This window comes from Bacteroides sp. 3_1_13, assembly GCF_001185845.1.
In the GTDB taxonomy this organism is placed as follows: domain Bacteria; phylum Bacteroidota; class Bacteroidia; order Bacteroidales; family Bacteroidaceae; genus Bacteroides; species Bacteroides xylanisolvens.
In genome coordinates this window covers 1,998,694-2,017,652 of record NZ_KQ236955.1, presented here as the reverse complement: position 1 = coordinate 2,017,652, position 18,959 = coordinate 1,998,694, and the positions used below count along the sequence as shown (strand labels likewise).

Genomic DNA, 18,959 nt, shown 5'->3' with positions numbered 1-18,959 from the left:
TTAAGATAAAAACCATCTATACCCTTCCTCGCATTTACATTATTTTATTAAAAGCATAACGTTTACTTATCTGTATATTTAAAAACTATAGCATGGTTATTGTCATCTGTAAATGAAATATATCCAACTCCTGTGGAGGAGAAAGCTATATTCAAATTACTAGAAGCAATATCTGCTAATTTATGAGGATCTGACCATTGCTTAGTTTCATTATCCAAATAAATAACCTTTGGATAATCTTGATCTTGTTCATCTCTGTAGGCAACAAAAGGAGTACCATCAGGAGCTATTGATATGGCCACTGAAGTTGAAGTTGAGGTTTTAAAATCCAAAGGCAATGGATTTCCTCCTACTGTGGACCATTGTTTTGTTACCGGATCATATTTCTTTAGTCTCAAGTTATACACACCTGATGTCACTGCATCATCACTTGTTAAGATATAAAGTGTACCATTTTCTTCTGCTTCAATATCCAATCCAACAATACCAGTCTGAGTAGCATTTGGTTCTACATAGTTATTTAATAGAATACTCCATGTTCCATTTTTATATTCATATACTGAATGACCATAATTTACGCCTGCTACTGCCCCACGGTTAACCACCAACAGATAGGCAGCATGCTCTGTCTTAGCAAGATTACAATTATAGATTGGAGTCCCGGAAGCCAAAAGTGGTAATTCACTACTCGCCCAACTGTTCTGATAAATAGACATAACTAACACTCGCCTTGGAAAAGAAACTTTGTTGCTATTGTTCACTTGTGAAACAATAGTCTCTCCATTATCTAATACTCTTAAATGTAATTGCTGAGATTGAGCATTTACAAATCCTTGATTACCTACATAATTCCAGGTAGTCCCATTCCATTTCATTAAAGACGCAGCACCTGCAACTGTGGTAGCACTGTTATCAGAATAAACGACATAAGGAATTCCATCCTTGTCAATATCAAAATCATAATTTGACAAACTAACTTCTCCTCCAAAGCCTTCTAAAGAACCAACTGCTGTCCAAGTTGTACCATCAACAAGTTTTATGACAGCCATTTTCTCTTCTTCTTTTAGTTTAAAACCAAGATATGGAACTTGATCCACCGGGTTTATTTTTAAAACAGATCCACTGAAAACTGATGTCGCTGTAAAGTCCGGCATTCTTACCCAAGCCATATTAGAAGACTTAGCAACTGTTATCGTATACTTTACATTCTGTTTTCCATTACTAACAATGTAATCTACAGGAGCTGTAAAATCATTGGCAGTAGCACCACTAACTTGTGTAACTCCATCTACCAAGACGATATTACCATCGTTCGTCGTAAAGCGAGCGACAAGTGCACTTTTATCTATAAATGCAGGCATAGTAACCTTAGCTGTTGTGGAAGATAGGGTAGCTATATAATCATCTGATAATATACTTGAATTATCTTCAGCATAAAACCCAAAGGTTAACAGCTTAGCTTCAACTCCTTCATCTGTCCCATCATTCTTGTCATCCGAACAAGATGAAAACGCAGCAAACAAAACAATTACTGCCATCCAAAATAAATCTTTCATTCTATTCATACCATAAATATTTGTGGACCGGAGTCCTGTTATACAATCATATTATTACTAATTTTTAGGGTAAAGCACAGCTTTTATCATGGGAGTAGTGCTCAATAAAGATTTTGCAAAAGAAGAAATATCTTTTGCTGTTATACTATTTACTGTTTGTGCATAATTATTCAGATATTTCCAATCCTCCTGTTGATTGAATATGGAATTGCGAATCCAAGAAGTCCAAAAAGAGTTTTTTTGTTTATCCAATTCAAAATCTTTCAAAAGATTACGTTTAACATCCGTTAATATACCGTCAAATGATTCCGGATATTCATAAAGTCTTTGTAATTCTTCTTGTGTAGCATTAACCAAACTATCAACATCCTCTGGCAAGCAGACAAATCCAATCATCGTTCGTGATAAGAAAGAAGGATATAAACCCGCACTCGAAGCTACGCTTACACTATAGACTTTTCCCATTTCCTCACGCAAACGGTTAAGTAAACAAGTGCGCAACATCGCTTTCATCACATTCGATTTCAATGTGAATGAGCTAAACTCCTCTAACAAACTGTCTTGCTGGAAAATCAATGAAACTGATGCTTTAGGAGAATCCCCCGTGTGACGTATCAATGAACAGGATTTATAAGGTATATTACGTTCTGTATAACACCAATCCGTATCATTCGATCCTTTAGGTAATCCACCGATATATGTAGTGATTAACGGCTTTATATCCTGTATAGTACAGTCTCCCAAAATAACAAATGTGTAATCTTTCGCTGCACCATAAAAACGATTGAATAGAGGAAGCATATCCTCTTGCTTTACATATCGTGTTATTAAAGAATCAGAAAGTATTGTATTTGTGTAATTTCGTCCGTTCAAAAGCCACATTAGTTCTTCCTGAAAAAACTCCGTCGGACTTTTTTGCTTGACACGATAATTTTCTTTTGTCTTCTCTATTGTTTGTTTACAAATTGCTGTATCCAACTGGGGGTACATCCATTTGGTATAGAGTAGTTGAAACATTGTTTCCATATCCTTTACCTGCGATACTCCAGCTAGCCCAGTACGTGTCTTATCAACAAGTAGACGCATAGAAGCAGAGTTTCCTGCCAGAAAATAGTTCAATGCATCCCTTGAAAAATTTCCGGCTCCAGAAAGTGAAATAATACTGGGAGCGAATAGACCTGTATAATAATGTAAAGAATCTAAAGAATAAAGCCCTCCTTTCCGAAAACCAGTCAACAACACCTTCCCCTTATCGAGTTCTGAAGACTTAAATATAATGCGCGTGCCATTATTTAGCCAAAGAGACACAGCTCCTATCTCTGGTATATTTTCTTCTCTGACAATATGTCCCCCCGACGGTAATTGGCATAATTCATCCGGTACAGAAAAATATTTATTATACCGTTTCGAAGATTGTTTTCTGGCTTCTTTTATAATTGACATCAAAGTCGCATCTCCATTCACTTCCTTATTAGCTTTTTCATTTGCTCGCAATAGATAATGCATCTTTTGGGGTGAATATACTTTTGCCAAATTCCTAACCAAAGCAACAGAGTCTAGTTCTGGAAAATATCGTTGAACTAATCGATACTCTTCTTGTAATGAGGTAAATCTGTTTCCTACATAAAAATCGGCATAAATATCGTTCATTAATTCAACGGAAGCAGGATTTTGCTGATTTTGAAGTTTATTCTCCAAGTTATTATAAATAACCTTTTTGGCACGTTCTATTTCTGTCTCAGTAAACCCATAACGAAAGATTTGCTGTTGCTGTGCAATAAACTCCGAAATACCTTTTTCCATTTTCCCAGGTAGTAGTTCTACCGAACATAGCAATACTCCAGTTGCATTCAGAAAACTTGAGTACTGAATACTGGCTTTCCTATAAGAAGGATTTTCAAAAGCCCAAGCATTCATTCGCATCTTAAAAAGGCGATTCAATAATGTTCGGGTCAAATAAGCCTTATAATCCTTTGCTGTCTGAACCGGTTTTGAAAGTGGCAGCAACTGAATCATATCCAATTCTATTGTTTTCAGCGATTCATTGGTAAGTATCTTTACCGCTTCCTTTTTATAAACAGGAATGTGGCATTGCTTCCAAATAGGAGAGGCAAGAGACGATAGTTTCCCGAATTTCTCCTTTATAAGCGTCTCAACCTGTTCAGGATTTATATCACCTACAACGGCCACAGCCATTAGTGAAGGATGATACCATGTTTGATAATAATCCAGAATATCCTCTCGTTTACAGTTTCTAATGACAGCCGTATCACCAATAGTCATTCGTTCGGAATAGTGCGAACTATTCAGAAGCTCCAATAGAAAAGCTGTATCACTATCGCGTTTGGCATCTCTCTTCGACAACCATTCCGAAAGTATAACTCCACGTTCTTTTTCTACCTGCATTGAATCGATAGAAAGCCCGCCTGCCCAATCAGCTAAGATAGTTAATGTTGAATCTACCATTTGAGGATTGGATGAAGGCAACTGCAATTTATACACAGTCTCATTAAACGAGGTGTGCGCGTTTAAATCTTTCCCGAATTTGGCTCCTTTCGACTCTAAGAAACGAACCATACCATCAGAGGGGAAATGATAACTACCATTAAATGCCATGTGTTCTAGGAAATGAGCCAATCCTCGTTGATTCTCCTTCTCCATGACGGAACCAGCCTTCACAAACAAACGATAAACGGCTTCCCCTTTGGGATTCGTATTCGGGTAAATATAATAGGTTAATCCATTATCCAGTTTTCTTACAATCAGATTCTTATCATACTGTAAGAACTCCGATGATTGCCCGTATACAACAGGGCTTAGCAATAAGCCTATAAAAATCAGCCATAAAAACTTTTTCATTCTACTCCTTCATTAATTCTGTTTCTCTATCACCAGTTCGCGCTGTAAACCGTCGGGACCTGGAAGCCCCATAGTCAGTCCTTGATTATTGCCAGTCAAACGAATGGTTATTGTATTGTCTTTGTTCTCATCTAAATGATTTGGCATCCATCGGATGCGTATGGGCATATCATAAATACCCGGTAGAAAAGTTAATGTACTACCCTTTGTTACCAGTTCAAAATCAACACCGGATTTCAGACCATCTCCTACTATGACTTGATAGTTCACTTCCAGATTCTCAGTCAGAGGTTTCGAACTCAGATACACACTATAAGTATTAATGTTATTCACATCCGACTTGACAATAACTTTAGATACACCTTTATCTGTCATAATATGAATAAAAGGCGTATCATAAGGCTCTTTCTCATCAGTAGTACATGCCCAAAGGCAGCTTATTAGTAATATAAAGTATAGTGATCTCATAAATGATTTATTTTTAATTGTTTACTGTCGGATTGGGTTGCATATTTGTATTCGCATTCAATTCTACTTGCGGAATAGGCAATACAAAATAATCACTAGGATAAACGATCTTTTCCACTGAAGAATTCGTATTTTCCTCACGTTTAAGATCCTGCTTCCAGCGTATAATGTCAAAGAAGTTATGTCCCTCAAAACAGAGTTCCTTTACACGTTCCTTCTCTATCAGTTGTATCAGTTTTGCGTCTGAATATTGACTAAGTGTATTGACTGCATAGTCTGTATCTACAGCACGCTCCAAAATAGATTTAAGATATCCGGAAGCAGCTGTATAATCTTTCAGATGCCAAGCTGCTTCAGCAGCATTCATATACATTTCGGAAAGACGGAAAACAAATGGATCATCCCTATTCACTTGATTATCTGGCTGTTTTAGAGAATAATATTTGGAACAATAAGCTATTCCATCTTTATTTCTAAGTAAGCCAAGACGGATATCCCCTTCATCGAACAACGTAAATAATGTATCTGCAGGAACACAGGAAGCATCATAAAAAGCCTTTAATTTTCCTGATTGATCTATTCCATTCAATCGAAAGATAGCTTCTCCCGTAGTAGAAAGATCCTGGTACATATTTAAATAGGTATCTCCTTGAGACAGTTTCCCTGTCCCAATTGCCAGTTTTGCATACTTCAGGGCGTTATTCCAATCTTCCATATACAAATAGACTCTCGAATATAATGCGTTGACCGCTTGTAAAGAAGCATAATATATTCCACTTGATTCAATGCCCCTGAAACAATCGGCAGCTCGTTCCAAATCTGCTAAAATTTGTAAATATACTTTCTTAACACTCTCCCTGGAAACATTATCATCGGGACCTGGAGTTTTTAATAGAATAGGAACTCCTAAATGTGAAGCATCTGACGTGTAATTATAAGGTTGTGCATATACCCTACATAAATCGAAATGGCACAATGCCCTCAAGAATAAAGCTTCTCCGAGAATACGTTGACACATATCCTTTGCATTCGGATAAGCTGAAATCACCTGAGGCTGATATTGAATTACATTATTCACATTTGCCAAGGCTTCATATATTTTACGCCAAATATACCCTACAGCTCCTGTCTCTTGTAAAGCATCAGAAGTAAAATTATACTGATCAAGCATATCTGCTCCTGCAGAGACATACTTCATTGACAACATATTTCCGGCAACATCCGGATATTTTGTAAACTCATTGTCATAATAAGCATACATCTTATTATATGCGCCAACCAGCCCTGCATTAAGTCCGTCAGGATCTGAAAGGAATGAAGGGATTGTTGTTTTTCCTTTTTCTTCAACTTCTAAAAAATTGGTACAACTGCTAACCAATTGCATAATGATGCATAAAGCACCGACTAGTAGATATATTCTTTTTTTCATGTTATCTTAAACCTATTTAATTATAATCCTACATTTAGTGCTATCGAGAAATATCTTTCCATCGGATAACCACTCATACATGTTTTATAAGAATTATGATCCTTTCCCGAATAAGGGGTCCAGACCCATAAATTATCTCCAATTAAAGAAATAGAACAATCTTTTAAGCCAGTCGAATGTAGAATTGTCCGGGGAATTCGATAGGAAAATACTAGATTCTGCAAACGAACCTGAGTTTTGTTATACAAATAACGGGTAGAGTTCATCACCGACTGAGTAGAGACACCCCATATTGGTTTAGGGTTCAGCACTAAATCGCCGGATTTTTGCCAACGATTCAACTGGTCAATAGACTGATTTTCCGTCATTATATTCAACCCATCCGAATTACTTGCCCTACCGAAAGATGTAAATCCGTAGCCTCCTATTGAATAATTGAACATAAAGCGCAAACTAAAATCTTTGTACGTTAAAGTATTTGTCAAGCCACCAGCTAGGACAGGAGTTGAACTCTTATACGGGACACGGTTATCCGTACTGTAAATCCGTGTTATATTCCCTTTTGCATCATACCACAAAGGTGCTCCGTCACGAGGATCAACTCCAGCCCAGCGCACTAAGTTATATGTATGTATGTCATATCCTTCCCTCCAAACCATCTCACCCATATTTTTCTGAATGCCATTATATAGCTCTAAGAGTTTATTACTATTATGTGCTAGATTCAGATCAGTTAACCAACTGAAATCACCATCTTTCTTCGGCCGGAAATTGTGACTAGTTATAGTCACTTCAATCCCTTTATTTAATATTGTTCCTACATTTCTATACACACGAGTATCACCTGTCGTTCGAGAAACATCTAAATTACTCAACAAATTAGTTGTCTTATTATGATACCCTTCAACTTCTATATCCAAACGATCGAACAAGCGTACACGAACACCTATATTTGTCATATAAGTAGTTTCCCAACTCAAACGGCTGTTTGGACACCCCGACATAACACCACCTATTTCTCCTGCATAAGAATAACTTTCCCCATAAGAATATAAGCCAAGAGCTTCCTGAGAACCTAAGCGGGAATTTCCATTTGCCCCATAACTAGCTTTTATTTTCAAAATATTCATCCATGGAATATTGTAAAAACTCTCATTCTGAACATTCCAAGAAACTCCTATAGAACCAAAATTAGCCCAGCGTACATCTGACCCAAATTGTGAATTTCCGTCTCTACGTCCATTTAATGTCACATAATATCGATGATCGTAAGAATAACTAAGCTGCCCTAACATAGAAGCTTTGCGTTTCGTCTTACTAGTATTAGTCCCTTTACGCTCTTTTGCATAAGACACATCTTGAATATGATCATTAATGAAGCCTGACCCTGTAACTCCAAGTGTCACATAGTCCTGTGAACCAGCCTCAATCCCCAATAATCCACTTATATCATGTTTATCAAAAGACTGCTTATAATTAATGCGATGTACAGTAGTCCAGTTCATCATATTTAATGAGTTTCTAGTGGAATAACCTATCGGACCATCAGCGCTCGTCATTCCGGACCAATTAGTACGAGCATAATAAATTTCTTCCTTACCTGACTGATAATCAACACCAAATTGTCCTGTGTAAGATAACCCTGAAAGAATATCATATCTCAACATTAAATTGGCATTCGTATATAAAGTCTTTTGATTATAAATATTCTCTTCCCTTTCCGCTACACTGTTCAAGAAACGGTTCTCCGACCATTTAGGACTTCCATCCGTTTCTTTTCCGGATATAACCTTATTGTAAAGACGAAAAGTTCCATCTTCATTATATGGTTCGAATATCGGTAAGTACTCATAATAATCCCTTCCTGGATTAAACAAATCATTCACATTATAAGAAGTAGCAAGATCAACCGAGACCTTAAACTTTCGAAGAAAAGTAAAATCCAAATTAGAACGAATAGAAAAACGCTGTTGTTTATTCCCTTTCACCGTTGCTGTATTCTCTAAATAAGAAGCTGATAAATAATACGCTGTATTCCGAGCCCCTCCCATTAAAGATAAATTTGTTTGAAAAGTATTAGCGGTATCATAAAACACATCTGTCCAATCTGTATTTGTAAGGCTGTATTTGTTCATTTCATTATCAGTATAGGGAAAGTATTTTAAATCGTTCCCTGCATTTTGATAAGCTTCCTTAGCTAACATTAGATATTGATTGGCATTCAGAACTTTCGGACTAGTACTCTTATCAATCTTTGCAACTCCATATTGAGCCGTTAAATGAATACGCAAGTCACCTTCTTTTCCTTTTTTAGTTGTTATCAATATGACTCCGTTTGCACCATTCGCTCCGTAAATGGAAGTTGCCGTAGCATCCTTCAATACTGTTATTGACTCAATATCATCAGGATTGATAAAAGATAACGGACTGATAGTCGTACTCATTCCAGGAATCAAATTAGTATGTTCACCTGTATAAATAGGAGTCCCATCCACAACCCACAATGGCTCGTTCGAAGCAGATAGAGAAGCATCTCCACGAACCCTTACATTGTAACGTGCACGTGTATTATCCGGTGAATCTGTATTCGGATCAATTTTCACTCCCGGAATCAAGCCATCCAACATTTTATCCACTCGTAAAGCTGGTAATGCTTTTAACTGGTCAGCATTCACTTGAAAAGCACTACCGACTTGGTCTAGCCTCTTTTGTGCTGTACCATACGCTCCTACAACCACGACATCATCAATAGAAATCGCATCCTGAACAAGTTTTACATTAAGTACTCTTCCCTTAACGGGTACTGTTTTCGTTTTCATCCCCACAAATGAAAAAGTTAAAAAAGCCTCTGCCTTACTAGACACTTGAATTGAATAGCGTCCATCCATATCCGTTATCGTAATATTACGAGTATCCTTTTGTTGTATAGTTACACCGACTAATGGTTCACCGGTATCATCCTTTACTTCTCCTGTTACTAAGAATTTATCATCCTGCTGTAGTTCTTCTTTTTTATTAACAGTGATAATATTGCCAGACTTTTTAAAAATAAAACCTGTTCCATTAAACAAACGATTCAAAACATCAAAAACTGATTCCTTTTCTGCCGTAACGGAAATCGGTGTTATAGTCTCCAATAATTCTGTATTATAAACAAAATCCAGTTTGGTCTGTTTTTGGATCTCATTAAACAATGTACTAACAGAAACACCACTCAAATGTAACGTTACCTTATAATTCTCTTGCATATAATCTTCACCAACGAACAAGAACGATTCCTCACTATAATTTTCATGAGAAATGGCATACAGGTAATTAGGGACTAATGTTGTACATAGCAACATTATAATAATTAGAATTCTCATAATCACTTATATATTATTATTTATTCTTCCGATCAATTTTAATACGAAGTCCGGAAATCTTAAAGTCAACATTTACTGTCTCTTCGATAGCATTCAAAATGACAGCTATATCGTCATATCGATATAAACTGCCTGTGAAATGAAGTTCTTTCAATGATTTATCTAAGAAATCAACATCTACATTATACCACAATGCAAGTTCTTCCATCAGACTTCCCAGACTCTCATCATAAAAAATAAAACGATTAGAATGCCAAGCGGTATTTAATAACAAATCTTTATTTTCAACTGATAAAAGATCCGTAGAAGCATCCCATATGGCTAGCTGTCCTGGTGATAGTTTATGCAACTTTTGAGATTGAGTATAAATTCCAATGCTACCCTGCACTAAAGCAACTTCAACTTTTCCTTTCACACGAGACTTCACATTAAACGCCGTCCCAAACTGCTGTATCAAAATTCCTTGAGTTTCTACTTTAAATGGATGTAATGAATCTTTCGCTATTTCAAAAAAGGCCTCCCCTTTCAATTCTACAGTTCGTTCATTCATACCTTTAAAACTAACCGGATATTTCAACTCTGATAAAGAATTCAAATGTACCCTTGTTCCATCTGATAAAGTTAATCGAAATTCTCCTCCACGAGGAACAGACAAAGTATTCTGTTGACTTATTTCCACTTTTGATGTTTCTGGGATATGATAAACAATCATCCCATCATACTCTCTTGCAATAGGTGTATCACCTATATAAATCCAATGTTCTTGCCCTGATTTTTTCAATTGTTTAGCACTACCATCTTCTAAAGTCAATATTGCTTTTGACTCTCCAGGAGTTATTCGTGATGCCTCATAGTAAAAATAGAGTCCTCCCCCTACAGAAAATAGCAATATCAGTAGAGCACAAGCAATCTTCAACCAACGACGAGAAAAAAAGCCTATTTTTCTTTGCGTTGATATCCTTCTAGTTCCCTTATGTAAAGAGGTCCATACTTTACGGAAAGCCTCATCCGATTTAGCATCAAAACGATGATATTGACGATAATCCTCAACAGCAGTCTTATCCAAGCTGATTTTCTGAAAAAAACGCAGATGAGATTCATCCTCTTGCAACCATTTTTTTAGAATTTGGTCTTCTTCTTTAGATAAACACCCGACCAAGTATTTAACAATTAGTTTTTCAATCTCCATACTATCTAATTATCATTTGTATTACACAAACGATTATAGATATAAATCGAGGTACAAGAAAAGAATAAAAAATGAGGTATCTGGATATTTTTTTTGCAATTTCTCTTTCAGATTGTTCCGAAGAGTTTTCATTGCACGTTTCTTTTGAGTTTTAACAGTTTCTATTGACAACGATAATTTTTTAGCAATAGCATCATTATCATAACCTTCCAGATGTAACAAGAATATTTCCCGACAACGTTCCGGAAGTAAATCAATCTGTTTAAATAGTAAGCGAAAAACTTCTTCTTTCTGAAAAGAATCATCCGACAAGAAACGATTTGCAGTCAAAGCTTCTTCAATATAACGACTTTCTACATTTTGATGTCGCAAATAATCAAAAGCCGCATTTCTTATCGAAATATAAAGAAATGAACGAAAATTCGCTTGCGAAGGAAATATACGATTTTCTTCCCACAAAGATGCAAATACATCTTGTACGATATCTTCAGCTATATCTTCACGTTTCGTATATTTTTGAGCATAACATACTAATATCCCGTAATAATCACTGAACAATCTTTCAAATATATCTTTCCGATTAATAGAAAAACCAGGTTCACGTATCATTTAGCAAGTTTTAGACAGCAAATATAGAAATAAACGATAGAAAAAAACAATAAATAAACATTAAATCATATTTCAGAATTAAGAATATTCGAACACTCTACACCGTTTACCTCTTTCAGGATTTTCTGAATTTCTTGAAGAATGCTCTCAACCTTTTCATTTATTTCCGTAGAAAAGTCCTCCCCACGCCTTGCCTCCAACCAACTCAGTAGAATTACAGCATTCCCAGCTCCAATCAATGTAAAAAGAGGAAGAAGTTTGTGAGCTATTGCAGCTATTTCATCCACCTCCTTAGCATTTAATGCCTGCACCATCCGGTCAGCACTCTTTTGTGTTTCCTCTATAAATGTTTGGATAATGGAATGTGTAGCTTCAGGATCATCCTCCGAAAAAGAAGTGAGGGCATTTACATTTAGTTGCATATCTTCTGTTATATGCGCTTCATCGGCCGAAAGTTGACCTTCATTTACTGTTAGCAACAATTCCTTTACTGTAAACGGTTTATGCAAACAACCGGCAAAACCATGTTCATGTAAAGCGGCTTTATCCATTTCACTACGGGCAGTCACAGCAATAACAGGGATTGTTTTTGCTTGTGGTATATTAGAAGCCCGTAATAGTTTTACCAGATCAAACCCGTTAATGGCAGGCATTTGTATATCTGTCAGCAATACATCGAAGACGGAAGAGCGAAGTTGTTCAATCAGCTGTTCCAGCTGTTCACAGCACACTGCATCAATACCATGCTGTTTCAACATGGCGGCAGTCAGATTCAGCTGAATCTTATCGTCATCAATCAAAAGCACACGAATGACTTTCATGGGAGGAATGGCAGCCGACTGTTTGGGAGCGTATGGACTTTCATTCTCCGAAGATTCACTTTCCGGAGATTCGCTCTCTGCAAGGAATTTACCTACCGGATAAAGAGGTAAAGTTACAGTAAAACAGCTCCCTTTTCCTAATGTGCTTTGCACGTCAATGGTTCCTTCAAGCAAAGTTACCAATTTCTTCACAATAGAGAGTCCGAGTCCGAAACCTTCTTCCCCCTGCGCACCGGAAAGACGTGTAAATTCTTGGAAGATACGTTCACGATCTTCTGATGCCATTCCTTTTCCTGTATCGGCAATGGCGATGGTTAACTTAGAAGAATCATAACTGGCTGTCAGGCTAATTTCTCCTTTTTGAGTAAACTTTACGGCATTGGACAAAAGGTTGTTCACAATTTGCCGGAGTCGCAAAGGATCACTGATATATCTTCCATTCAGTTCCGGGACGACGTGACATTGCAAGGCTAAACCTTTGGCAGCGGTCAAAGGTTCGAAACTGACATAAATTTCGTCGAATAGCTGGGAAGGGTTAAAGGTTACGCGATTCACTTCCGCTTTATTGAGATCAAGCCGGTGGAAATCAAGCAAGTCACTGACTAACTTCAATAAATGTTCTGAAGAACTTTTCATATTGTCGAGGTAGAATCGTTGCCGTTCATCTTCTGTCAATCGGGACAGGAGTTCGGTATATCCCATAATTGAGCCTAACGGAGCTTTAAAATCATGGGTAATGGCAAGCATTAATTTTTCACGGGCGATCAGCAAATCTTCCGCCCGTTTATTCGCCACCTCCAATTGCTGGCGGTAACGGTTGCTACGGGAAATATCCCGCATAATCAATATCAGGAAAAAAGCCGATAATAGTACGGCACCAACCGCGATACCGCCGATGATACGTGCCGACCGCATCCTCACTTCCTGCTGAAGTTCGGCATCCTGACGGGCACGCAAGGTCATTTCTTCCTCATACTGTTTAATCAAGCTATCCATCCGTGCCGTCAACTGCGTATTCATCCGCTGGTACTTTGTACTGGTACGTCGGATTGTTTTCCTCCGTTGCAACCGTTTTTCTTCGGTAGCCATGCGGATTTTCTGCTGAAGAGAATCTTTAGAAGTGGTCGGTTGGAGAATGGTATCAGTGGCTACTTCCAACGATGTATTTACTAATACGGCACTGTCTTGTTTAGAAGGGGAAAACACTTCGGCGAGTCGTTTGAAGAATCCCTTCTTTTTAGGAGTAGTGATTAACGAGTCACGTTTGGTGATGACCCGATGTTGTACCCGTTGCTGGGTAATCACAGAATCCTGTTCGGATATGATTTCTTCGATTTCCGAAGCAGAGAGAAGGCTGTCGTTTGCCTCACTTAGCACCCGCAACATCTGAATCGTGTTTTGATCTTTCTCGTGGAGAAGGGTCAATAGACTATCAGTTCTTAAGTTCTGCTGATCGTCGGCTGCCGACAATGCTTCCATCTCACGATGTACAAACACCAGCGAGAAAAGGAGGATCGCCAGTAACAAAGTGTAACCGGCGGTTATTTTCAACTTTGTAAAACGGAAGGAAGCCATTGGGATAAAAGTTTTAAGTATTAAGTATTAAGTATTAGGTTTTGGGGTGGGGTTCGGGGAGTTTTGTCATGTAGTGGAAACGCCACCAGAGCATTAGTCCCGCACTCGTCAGACCAAAAGGAAATGCCATCCAGACACCTACTATCCCCCATCCCATTACAAAGCCGCAGAAATATCCTACGGGAAGCGAAATAACGAAATAGGCGATAAAGGCGATAACCATCATTAGTTTTACATCTGAAATTCCACGCAAAGCATTGGCGAAAGTAATCTGCAGTCCGTCGCCAAACTGGTAAACGAGGAAAGGGAAGATTAGAGAGGTCACCATAGCAGCCACTTCCTGACTGTCGGTAAACCAGCCTCCCAAGTAATTCCGGCAAAGGAAGACAATCAAAGAAAGCACAACGCCCAATGTCATCATCAGATGAAAACCTGCATAGGCAGAACGACGTACATTAATGATATCATTCTGACCTTTGAAGTTACTGACACGAACAGCCACAGCAGCACCCATACCGTAATACATCATAAATGTAAACTGCGAAATAGCCAGCATAACCTGATGAGAAGCCAGAGCGATAGTACCCAGCCAACCGATCATGATCGCACTTAGACTAAAGGAGGCTGTCTCCATTCCCATTTGAAAAGCAACCGGCCATCCGAGACCATTCAAATGCCCAAATACAGCTCGTGACCATCCCAAACGGAAAAAGCCAATCTTATAGCGGACAAAACGCGGACTACGCATAAAGATGATGATAAATATAATCACCATCACGATACGCGAGAACAGCGTGCTGACACCTGCTCCCAACAGACCTAACTCGGGCAATCCGAGCTTTCCATAAATCAGGATATAGTTTCCTATGATATTCAAGACATTTCCACCAAGCAATATCCACATAGCGGTTTTTGTATCCGTAATTCCGTCTGTAAACTGCTTGAATCCATTGAAAAGCATGACAAACACTAGTGAAGCGAGCAAAACAAGGTAATACGGTTTAATCAGGGGAATCAATTCTTCCGGCTGTCCGAGACGTTCTATATTTAGATAAAGAACAGTCATACAGACAGTCAGCAGCAATGCAACCATCAGGTTTGCCAGCAAACTGTTGCGTAAAGCCTGTCCCGCAGGGGCATACTGGCGGGTTCCATACAAACCTCCCACAATGGGAGTCAGCCCATACGAAAAACCCGTACTGAAAATAATCGCCAGATTGAACACATTATTGACGAAGGAAGCTGCTCCCAGCTCAATCGTACTATGATGCCCGATCATTAACGTATCCGCAAATCCAAGAACGATTACTCCTATTTGACCGATCACAATCGGCAGTCCGAGAAAAATTAGTGCTTTATAATGCTCTTTATATGTACTATAAATATGTCTCATTTACTTTTCCGTTACCTAAACGTATCTCCATTTTCAGGCAAAGGGACTTTCCCCTTTCACTGATAGATTATAAAAAGGGAGAATTTAATTTTGTTGTTTCTTATAATATAGTATTACTCCGTTCTCCTTACGGAAAGCAGATTGAGCTACCGCCCGCAATTGTTCAGCCGTGACAGACCGATAACGATCGACCTCTTTTTCCATGTCCTCCGCCCGGCCAAGCAATTCGTACCAAGCCAGGTTGGTTGCCACATTCAAATAATTGATGTTGCCGAATATCTGGGTGGACTCAAATTTGTTCTTCACTTTTTCCAGTTCCTGTTCGTCAACCAATTCTTGCTGCAACAGTTCCAGTTCTTCCCGCACTGCCGCTTCCGCCTGTTCCAGGGTGACACCTGCCGAAGGTTTACCACTAATATGGAATAACCCCGCATCTACACTGCCGGAAATATAAGCATCTATACTCGAAAATAATTGTTTCTGTTGTACCAAACGCTGGTTCAACCGGCTGGAACGTCCGTTGCTCAACACATCCGACAAAATATCAAATGCATAATAATCCGGATGGCAATGGGCAGGCATGTGGTATGCCATAAATAAAGAATCGAGAGGAACATTTCTCTCTACCGTCAGCCGCCGTTCTTCCGTCTGTTCCTGTTCTTGTGGCAGGTTCCGTTGAGGAACTTCCCGACGAGGAATAGAGCCGAACCATTTTTCTGTCAAAGCAACCGCCTCTTCGAAAGAGATATTACCGGTCACAGCTAATATGGCATTATTAGGAGCATAAAAACGGAAAAAGAATGCCTTCACTTCTTCCAGCGTAGCATTGGCAATATGCGACAACTCTTTTCCGATAGTAGGCCATTGATAAGGATGCGTCTGATAAGCCAGAGGACGCAAAAGATGTCCGATATCCCCATAAGGCTGATTCAAACATCGCTGTTTGAATTCTTCCATTACTACTCCCCGCTGTACCTCCAGACTCCGTTCGCTAAAATCAAGACTCAACATCCGGTCGGATTCCAACCAAAAGCCGGTTTCTACATTCTGACGAGGTACAGTGAGGTAGTAATTGGTTATATCATTATTCGTCCAGGCATTATTCTCTCCACCCGCCAATTGAAGCGGCATATCATAATCGGGAATATTCACCGACCCTCCGAACATCAGGTGTTCGAACAAATGGGCAAAACCGGTATGTTCGGGATCTTCGTCGCGAGCTCCCACATTATATAATATATTAAGGGCAACCATCTGCGTACTTTCGTCCTGCGAATGTACCAGACGTAACCCATTATCAAGAATATGCCTGTTGATTTTCATATATTTCAGTCAAGTATTGTCACCTTTGTTATTTTTACATCTTCTTCGGGACGATCGCTACGGTCGGTTTTCACCTGCTGGATTTTAGCCACAATATCCAGACCTTTCACTACTTCACCGAACACAGTATATTCGCCATCCAGATGCGGAGTTCCTCCCACCGTTGTATAGGCTTCAATCTGTTCCGGAGTGAAATGAAATTCCGGTTGTTTAGCTGCCATTTCCTGTGCCTCTGCAAACAACTTTTCCTGCAAATCATAAAGACCGTTTTCGTCATTTGCTTTTCGCATCTTATAAATTTCCTTCATGTGTTTCTGTGCCAGCGTATTGAAAATAACATTAATCTTATTCTCATTCATCTGGCTTTCCATACCCAGCAAGGTAGAGTCATTGAACACCTTACCTGTCACGATATAGAACTGACAACCGGAAGATTCTTTCTTCGGGTTCACATTATCTCCCTGACGGGCAGCGGACAAGGCACCTTTCTTATGGAAATATTTAGGATATACAAATTCAGCGGGAACAGTATAACCTACATCTCCCGTACCCAGCATTTTTCCTTTCGGTGCATTCTTTGAGTCCGGGTCACCAGCCTGAATCATAAAATCTTTGATAACACGATGAAACAGTGTGCCTTCATAAACACCGTCCTTCACCAGTTTGATAAAATTATCACGATGTTTCGGTGTCTCATTATATAGTTTCACCTCGATATCTCCTACAGTTGTCTCAATCTTTACCAACGTTTCTTTATCCATGTCTCCTCCTTTTTTTGTTCCGGTTTTGCAGGCAGTAAGTCCGCTAAACGATATGGTTAATATTATCAATAGAATCTTTTTCATAACACTTTTATTTAATTTAAGTTTGCAAATATACCACTTTCGCCTAAATCCTCTTACCTTTGTGACTTAAAAGAATCAAAACCTGACATGATGAGCTCCATATTGATCGTTGAAGATGATATCACTTTTGGAATGATGCTAAAAACCTGGCTAGGCAAAAAGGGCTTTGAAGTATCATCAGTGAGTAATATTGCCCGCGCCCGAAAACATATCGAAAGCCAAAACGTCGATCTGATTTTATCAGACCTGCGACTACCCGACCACGAAGGTATCGATCTGCTGAAATGGATGAATGAACAAGGCATGGACATTCCTTTAATCATCATGACTGGCTATGCGGATATACAATCCGCCGTACAGGCAATGAAACTGGGAGCACGTGATTATATAGCCAAACCGGTAAATCCGGAAGAATTACTGAAGAAAATTTCTGAATGTCTGCAGTCTGAAAAGAGTCCTGCTACTCATAACGTTGCTAAATCTTCTTCTAAAAAAGGTGCTTCTACTTCATCTAAAGATTCAACAGAAAATCATCGTGCTTATCTGGAAGGAGAAAGTGATGCAGCCAAACAACTCTACAATTATGTAGGTCTGGTAGCTCCGACCAATATGTCCGTACTTATCAACGGTTCCAGCGGAACAGGAAAAGAGTATGTGGCGCACCGTATTCATCAACTTAGCAAACGAAACGATAAACCGTTTATTGCCGTAGATTGTGGATCTATCCCCAAAGAACTGGCTGCTTCCGAATTTTTCGGTCATGTGAAAGGTTCGTTTACAGGTGCTCTGACAGATAAAACGGGGGCTTTCGTTGCAGCCAACGGTGGTACTATCTTTCTGGATGAGATCGGAAACCTTAGTTATGAAGTGCAGATACAACTGCTTCGTGCCTTGCAAGAGAGAAAAATACGTCCGGTAGGTTCTACACAGGAGATATCGGTAGATATTCGTCTGGTATCTGCCACCAATGAGAATCTGGAACAAGCCATTGAAAAAGGTACTTTCCGTGAAGACCTTTATCATCGTATCAATGAATTTACCCTCCGTATGCCCGATCTGAAAGAACGGAAAGAAGATATTCTGCTCTTTGCCAATTTCTTCCTCGATCAGGCAAACAAGGAACTGGATAAACACCTGATAGGTTTCGATGCAAAAGCATCGCAAGCTTTAATGAATTATCATTGGCCGGGAAACTTGCGCCAAATGAAGAACATCGTCAAAAGAGCAACTTTATTGGCACAAAGCAGTTTCATTACTTTATTGGAATTGGGGACCGAGCTTTTAGAAACTCCTGCATCCAGCAATACGAGCATTGCATTACGCAATGAAGAGACTGAAAAAGAGCATATTTTGGAGGCGCTACGCCAAACAGGAAACAATAAGAGTAAAGCAGCGCAATTACTGAATATTGATCGAAAGACTTTATATAATAAATTGAAATTATACAATATTGATTTGTAACAAGTTACGTTCTTGCATTTTCTCAAGTGTTCTCATGCCTATGAGAAAATTTTCTCAATGCGATGA

The 18,959-nt window shown here is 38.8% G+C and carries 12 protein-coding genes; 1 reads left to right on the top strand and 11 read right to left on the bottom strand.

All coding sequences use genetic code 11. The features are described from left to right. Positions 1-62: 62 nt before the first annotated feature. The 11 genes from HMPREF9009_RS07130 to HMPREF9009_RS07080 form a co-directional block, all read right to left on the bottom strand. Entirely contained in the window at positions 63-1,565 is a 1,503-nt protein-coding gene (locus tag HMPREF9009_RS07130) for a hypothetical protein (RefSeq protein WP_225450265.1), read from the bottom strand. Between the two features lie 48 nt (positions 1,566-1,613). Then, on the bottom strand, positions 1,614-4,415 hold the full coding sequence (locus HMPREF9009_RS07125) for a M16 family metallopeptidase (RefSeq protein WP_004304924.1): 2,802 nt from the start codon (positions 4,413-4,415) through the stop codon (positions 1,614-1,616). Between the two features lie 12 nt (positions 4,416-4,427). After that, entirely contained in the window at positions 4,428-4,883 is a 456-nt protein-coding gene (locus tag HMPREF9009_RS07120) for a hypothetical protein (protein WP_004304925.1), read from the bottom strand. A 13-nt stretch (positions 4,884-4,896) separates the two neighbouring features. Further along, positions 4,897-6,312, bottom strand: coding sequence for a RagB/SusD family nutrient uptake outer membrane protein (locus tag HMPREF9009_RS07115; RefSeq protein ID WP_004324639.1), 1,416 nt, complete (start codon positions 6,310-6,312; stop codon positions 4,897-4,899). Between the two features lie 20 nt (positions 6,313-6,332). Further along, positions 6,333-9,677 (bottom strand): SusC/RagA family TonB-linked outer membrane protein, encoded by a 3,345-nt coding sequence (locus HMPREF9009_RS07110; RefSeq protein WP_004304927.1) that lies wholly within the window; start codon positions 9,675-9,677, stop codon positions 6,333-6,335. Positions 9,678-9,693: 16 nt separating this feature from the next. Further along, positions 9,694-10,866, bottom strand: a complete 1,173-nt coding sequence (locus tag HMPREF9009_RS07105; RefSeq protein ID WP_049701795.1) for a FecR family protein — start codon at positions 10,864-10,866, stop codon at positions 9,694-9,696. A gap of 33 nt (positions 10,867-10,899) precedes the next feature. Beyond that, positions 10,900-11,475, bottom strand: coding sequence for an RNA polymerase sigma-70 factor (locus HMPREF9009_RS07100; protein WP_004304929.1), 576 nt, complete (start codon positions 11,473-11,475; stop codon positions 10,900-10,902). A 65-nt stretch (positions 11,476-11,540) separates the two neighbouring features. Next, positions 11,541-13,871: a hybrid sensor histidine kinase/response regulator gene (locus HMPREF9009_RS07095; protein WP_008997863.1), complete on the bottom strand. Its 2,331-nt coding sequence runs from the start codon at positions 13,869-13,871 to the stop codon at positions 11,541-11,543. A gap of 34 nt (positions 13,872-13,905) precedes the next feature. Beyond that, positions 13,906-15,264 carry an MATE family efflux transporter gene (locus HMPREF9009_RS07090; RefSeq protein ID WP_049701794.1) on the bottom strand — a complete coding sequence of 453 codons (1,359 nt, stop codon included), beginning with the start codon at positions 15,262-15,264 and terminating at the stop codon, positions 13,906-13,908. An 84-nt stretch (positions 15,265-15,348) separates the two neighbouring features. After that, positions 15,349-16,587 carry a M16 family metallopeptidase gene (locus tag HMPREF9009_RS07085; protein WP_004299932.1) on the bottom strand — a complete coding sequence of 413 codons (1,239 nt, stop codon included), beginning with the start codon at positions 16,585-16,587 and terminating at the stop codon, positions 15,349-15,351. 5 nt (positions 16,588-16,592) lie between these two features. Beyond that, on the bottom strand, positions 16,593-17,432 hold the full coding sequence (locus HMPREF9009_RS07080) for a peptidylprolyl isomerase (protein WP_049701793.1): 840 nt from the start codon (positions 17,430-17,432) through the stop codon (positions 16,593-16,595). Between the two features lie 87 nt (positions 17,433-17,519). On the opposite strand from HMPREF9009_RS07080, the gene HMPREF9009_RS07075 reads away from it, so the two are divergent. Beyond that, positions 17,520-18,893 carry a sigma-54-dependent transcriptional regulator gene (locus HMPREF9009_RS07075; protein ID WP_004304936.1) on the top strand — a complete coding sequence of 458 codons (1,374 nt, stop codon included), beginning with the start codon at positions 17,520-17,522 and terminating at the stop codon, positions 18,891-18,893. Positions 18,894-18,959: the final 66 nt, after the last annotated feature.

Excerpts from the sequence above, each read along its gene's own strand:
- HMPREF9009_RS07130 (WP_225450265.1), bottom strand. The coding sequence starts at position 1,565 with ATGAATAGAATGAAAGATTTATTTTGGATGGCAGTAATTGTTTTGTTT.
- HMPREF9009_RS07125 (WP_004304924.1), bottom strand. The coding sequence starts at position 4,415 with ATGAAAAAGTTTTTATGGCTGATTTTTATAGGCTTATTGCTAAGCCCT.
- HMPREF9009_RS07120 (WP_004304925.1), bottom strand. The coding sequence starts at position 4,883 with ATGAGATCACTATACTTTATATTACTAATAAGCTGCCTTTGGGCATGT.
- HMPREF9009_RS07115 (WP_004324639.1), bottom strand. The coding sequence starts at position 6,312 with ATGAAAAAAAGAATATATCTACTAGTCGGTGCTTTATGCATCATTATG.
- HMPREF9009_RS07110 (WP_004304927.1), bottom strand. The coding sequence starts at position 9,677 with ATGAGAATTCTAATTATTATAATGTTGCTATGTACAACATTAGTCCCT.
- HMPREF9009_RS07105 (WP_049701795.1), bottom strand. The coding sequence starts at position 10,866 with ATGGAGATTGAAAAACTAATTGTTAAATACTTGGTCGGGTGTTTATCT.
- HMPREF9009_RS07100 (WP_004304929.1), bottom strand. The coding sequence starts at position 11,475 with ATGATACGTGAACCTGGTTTTTCTATTAATCGGAAAGATATATTTGAA.
- HMPREF9009_RS07095 (WP_008997863.1), bottom strand. The coding sequence starts at position 13,871 with ATGGCTTCCTTCCGTTTTACAAAGTTGAAAATAACCGCCGGTTACACT.
- HMPREF9009_RS07090 (WP_049701794.1), bottom strand. The coding sequence starts at position 15,264 with ATGAGACATATTTATAGTACATATAAAGAGCATTATAAAGCACTAATT.
- HMPREF9009_RS07085 (WP_004299932.1), bottom strand. The coding sequence starts at position 16,587 with ATGAAAATCAACAGGCATATTCTTGATAATGGGTTACGTCTGGTACAT.
- HMPREF9009_RS07080 (WP_049701793.1), bottom strand. The coding sequence starts at position 17,432 with ATGAAAAAGATTCTATTGATAATATTAACCATATCGTTTAGCGGACTT.
- HMPREF9009_RS07075 (WP_004304936.1), top strand. The coding sequence starts at position 17,520 with ATGATGAGCTCCATATTGATCGTTGAAGATGATATCACTTTTGGAATG.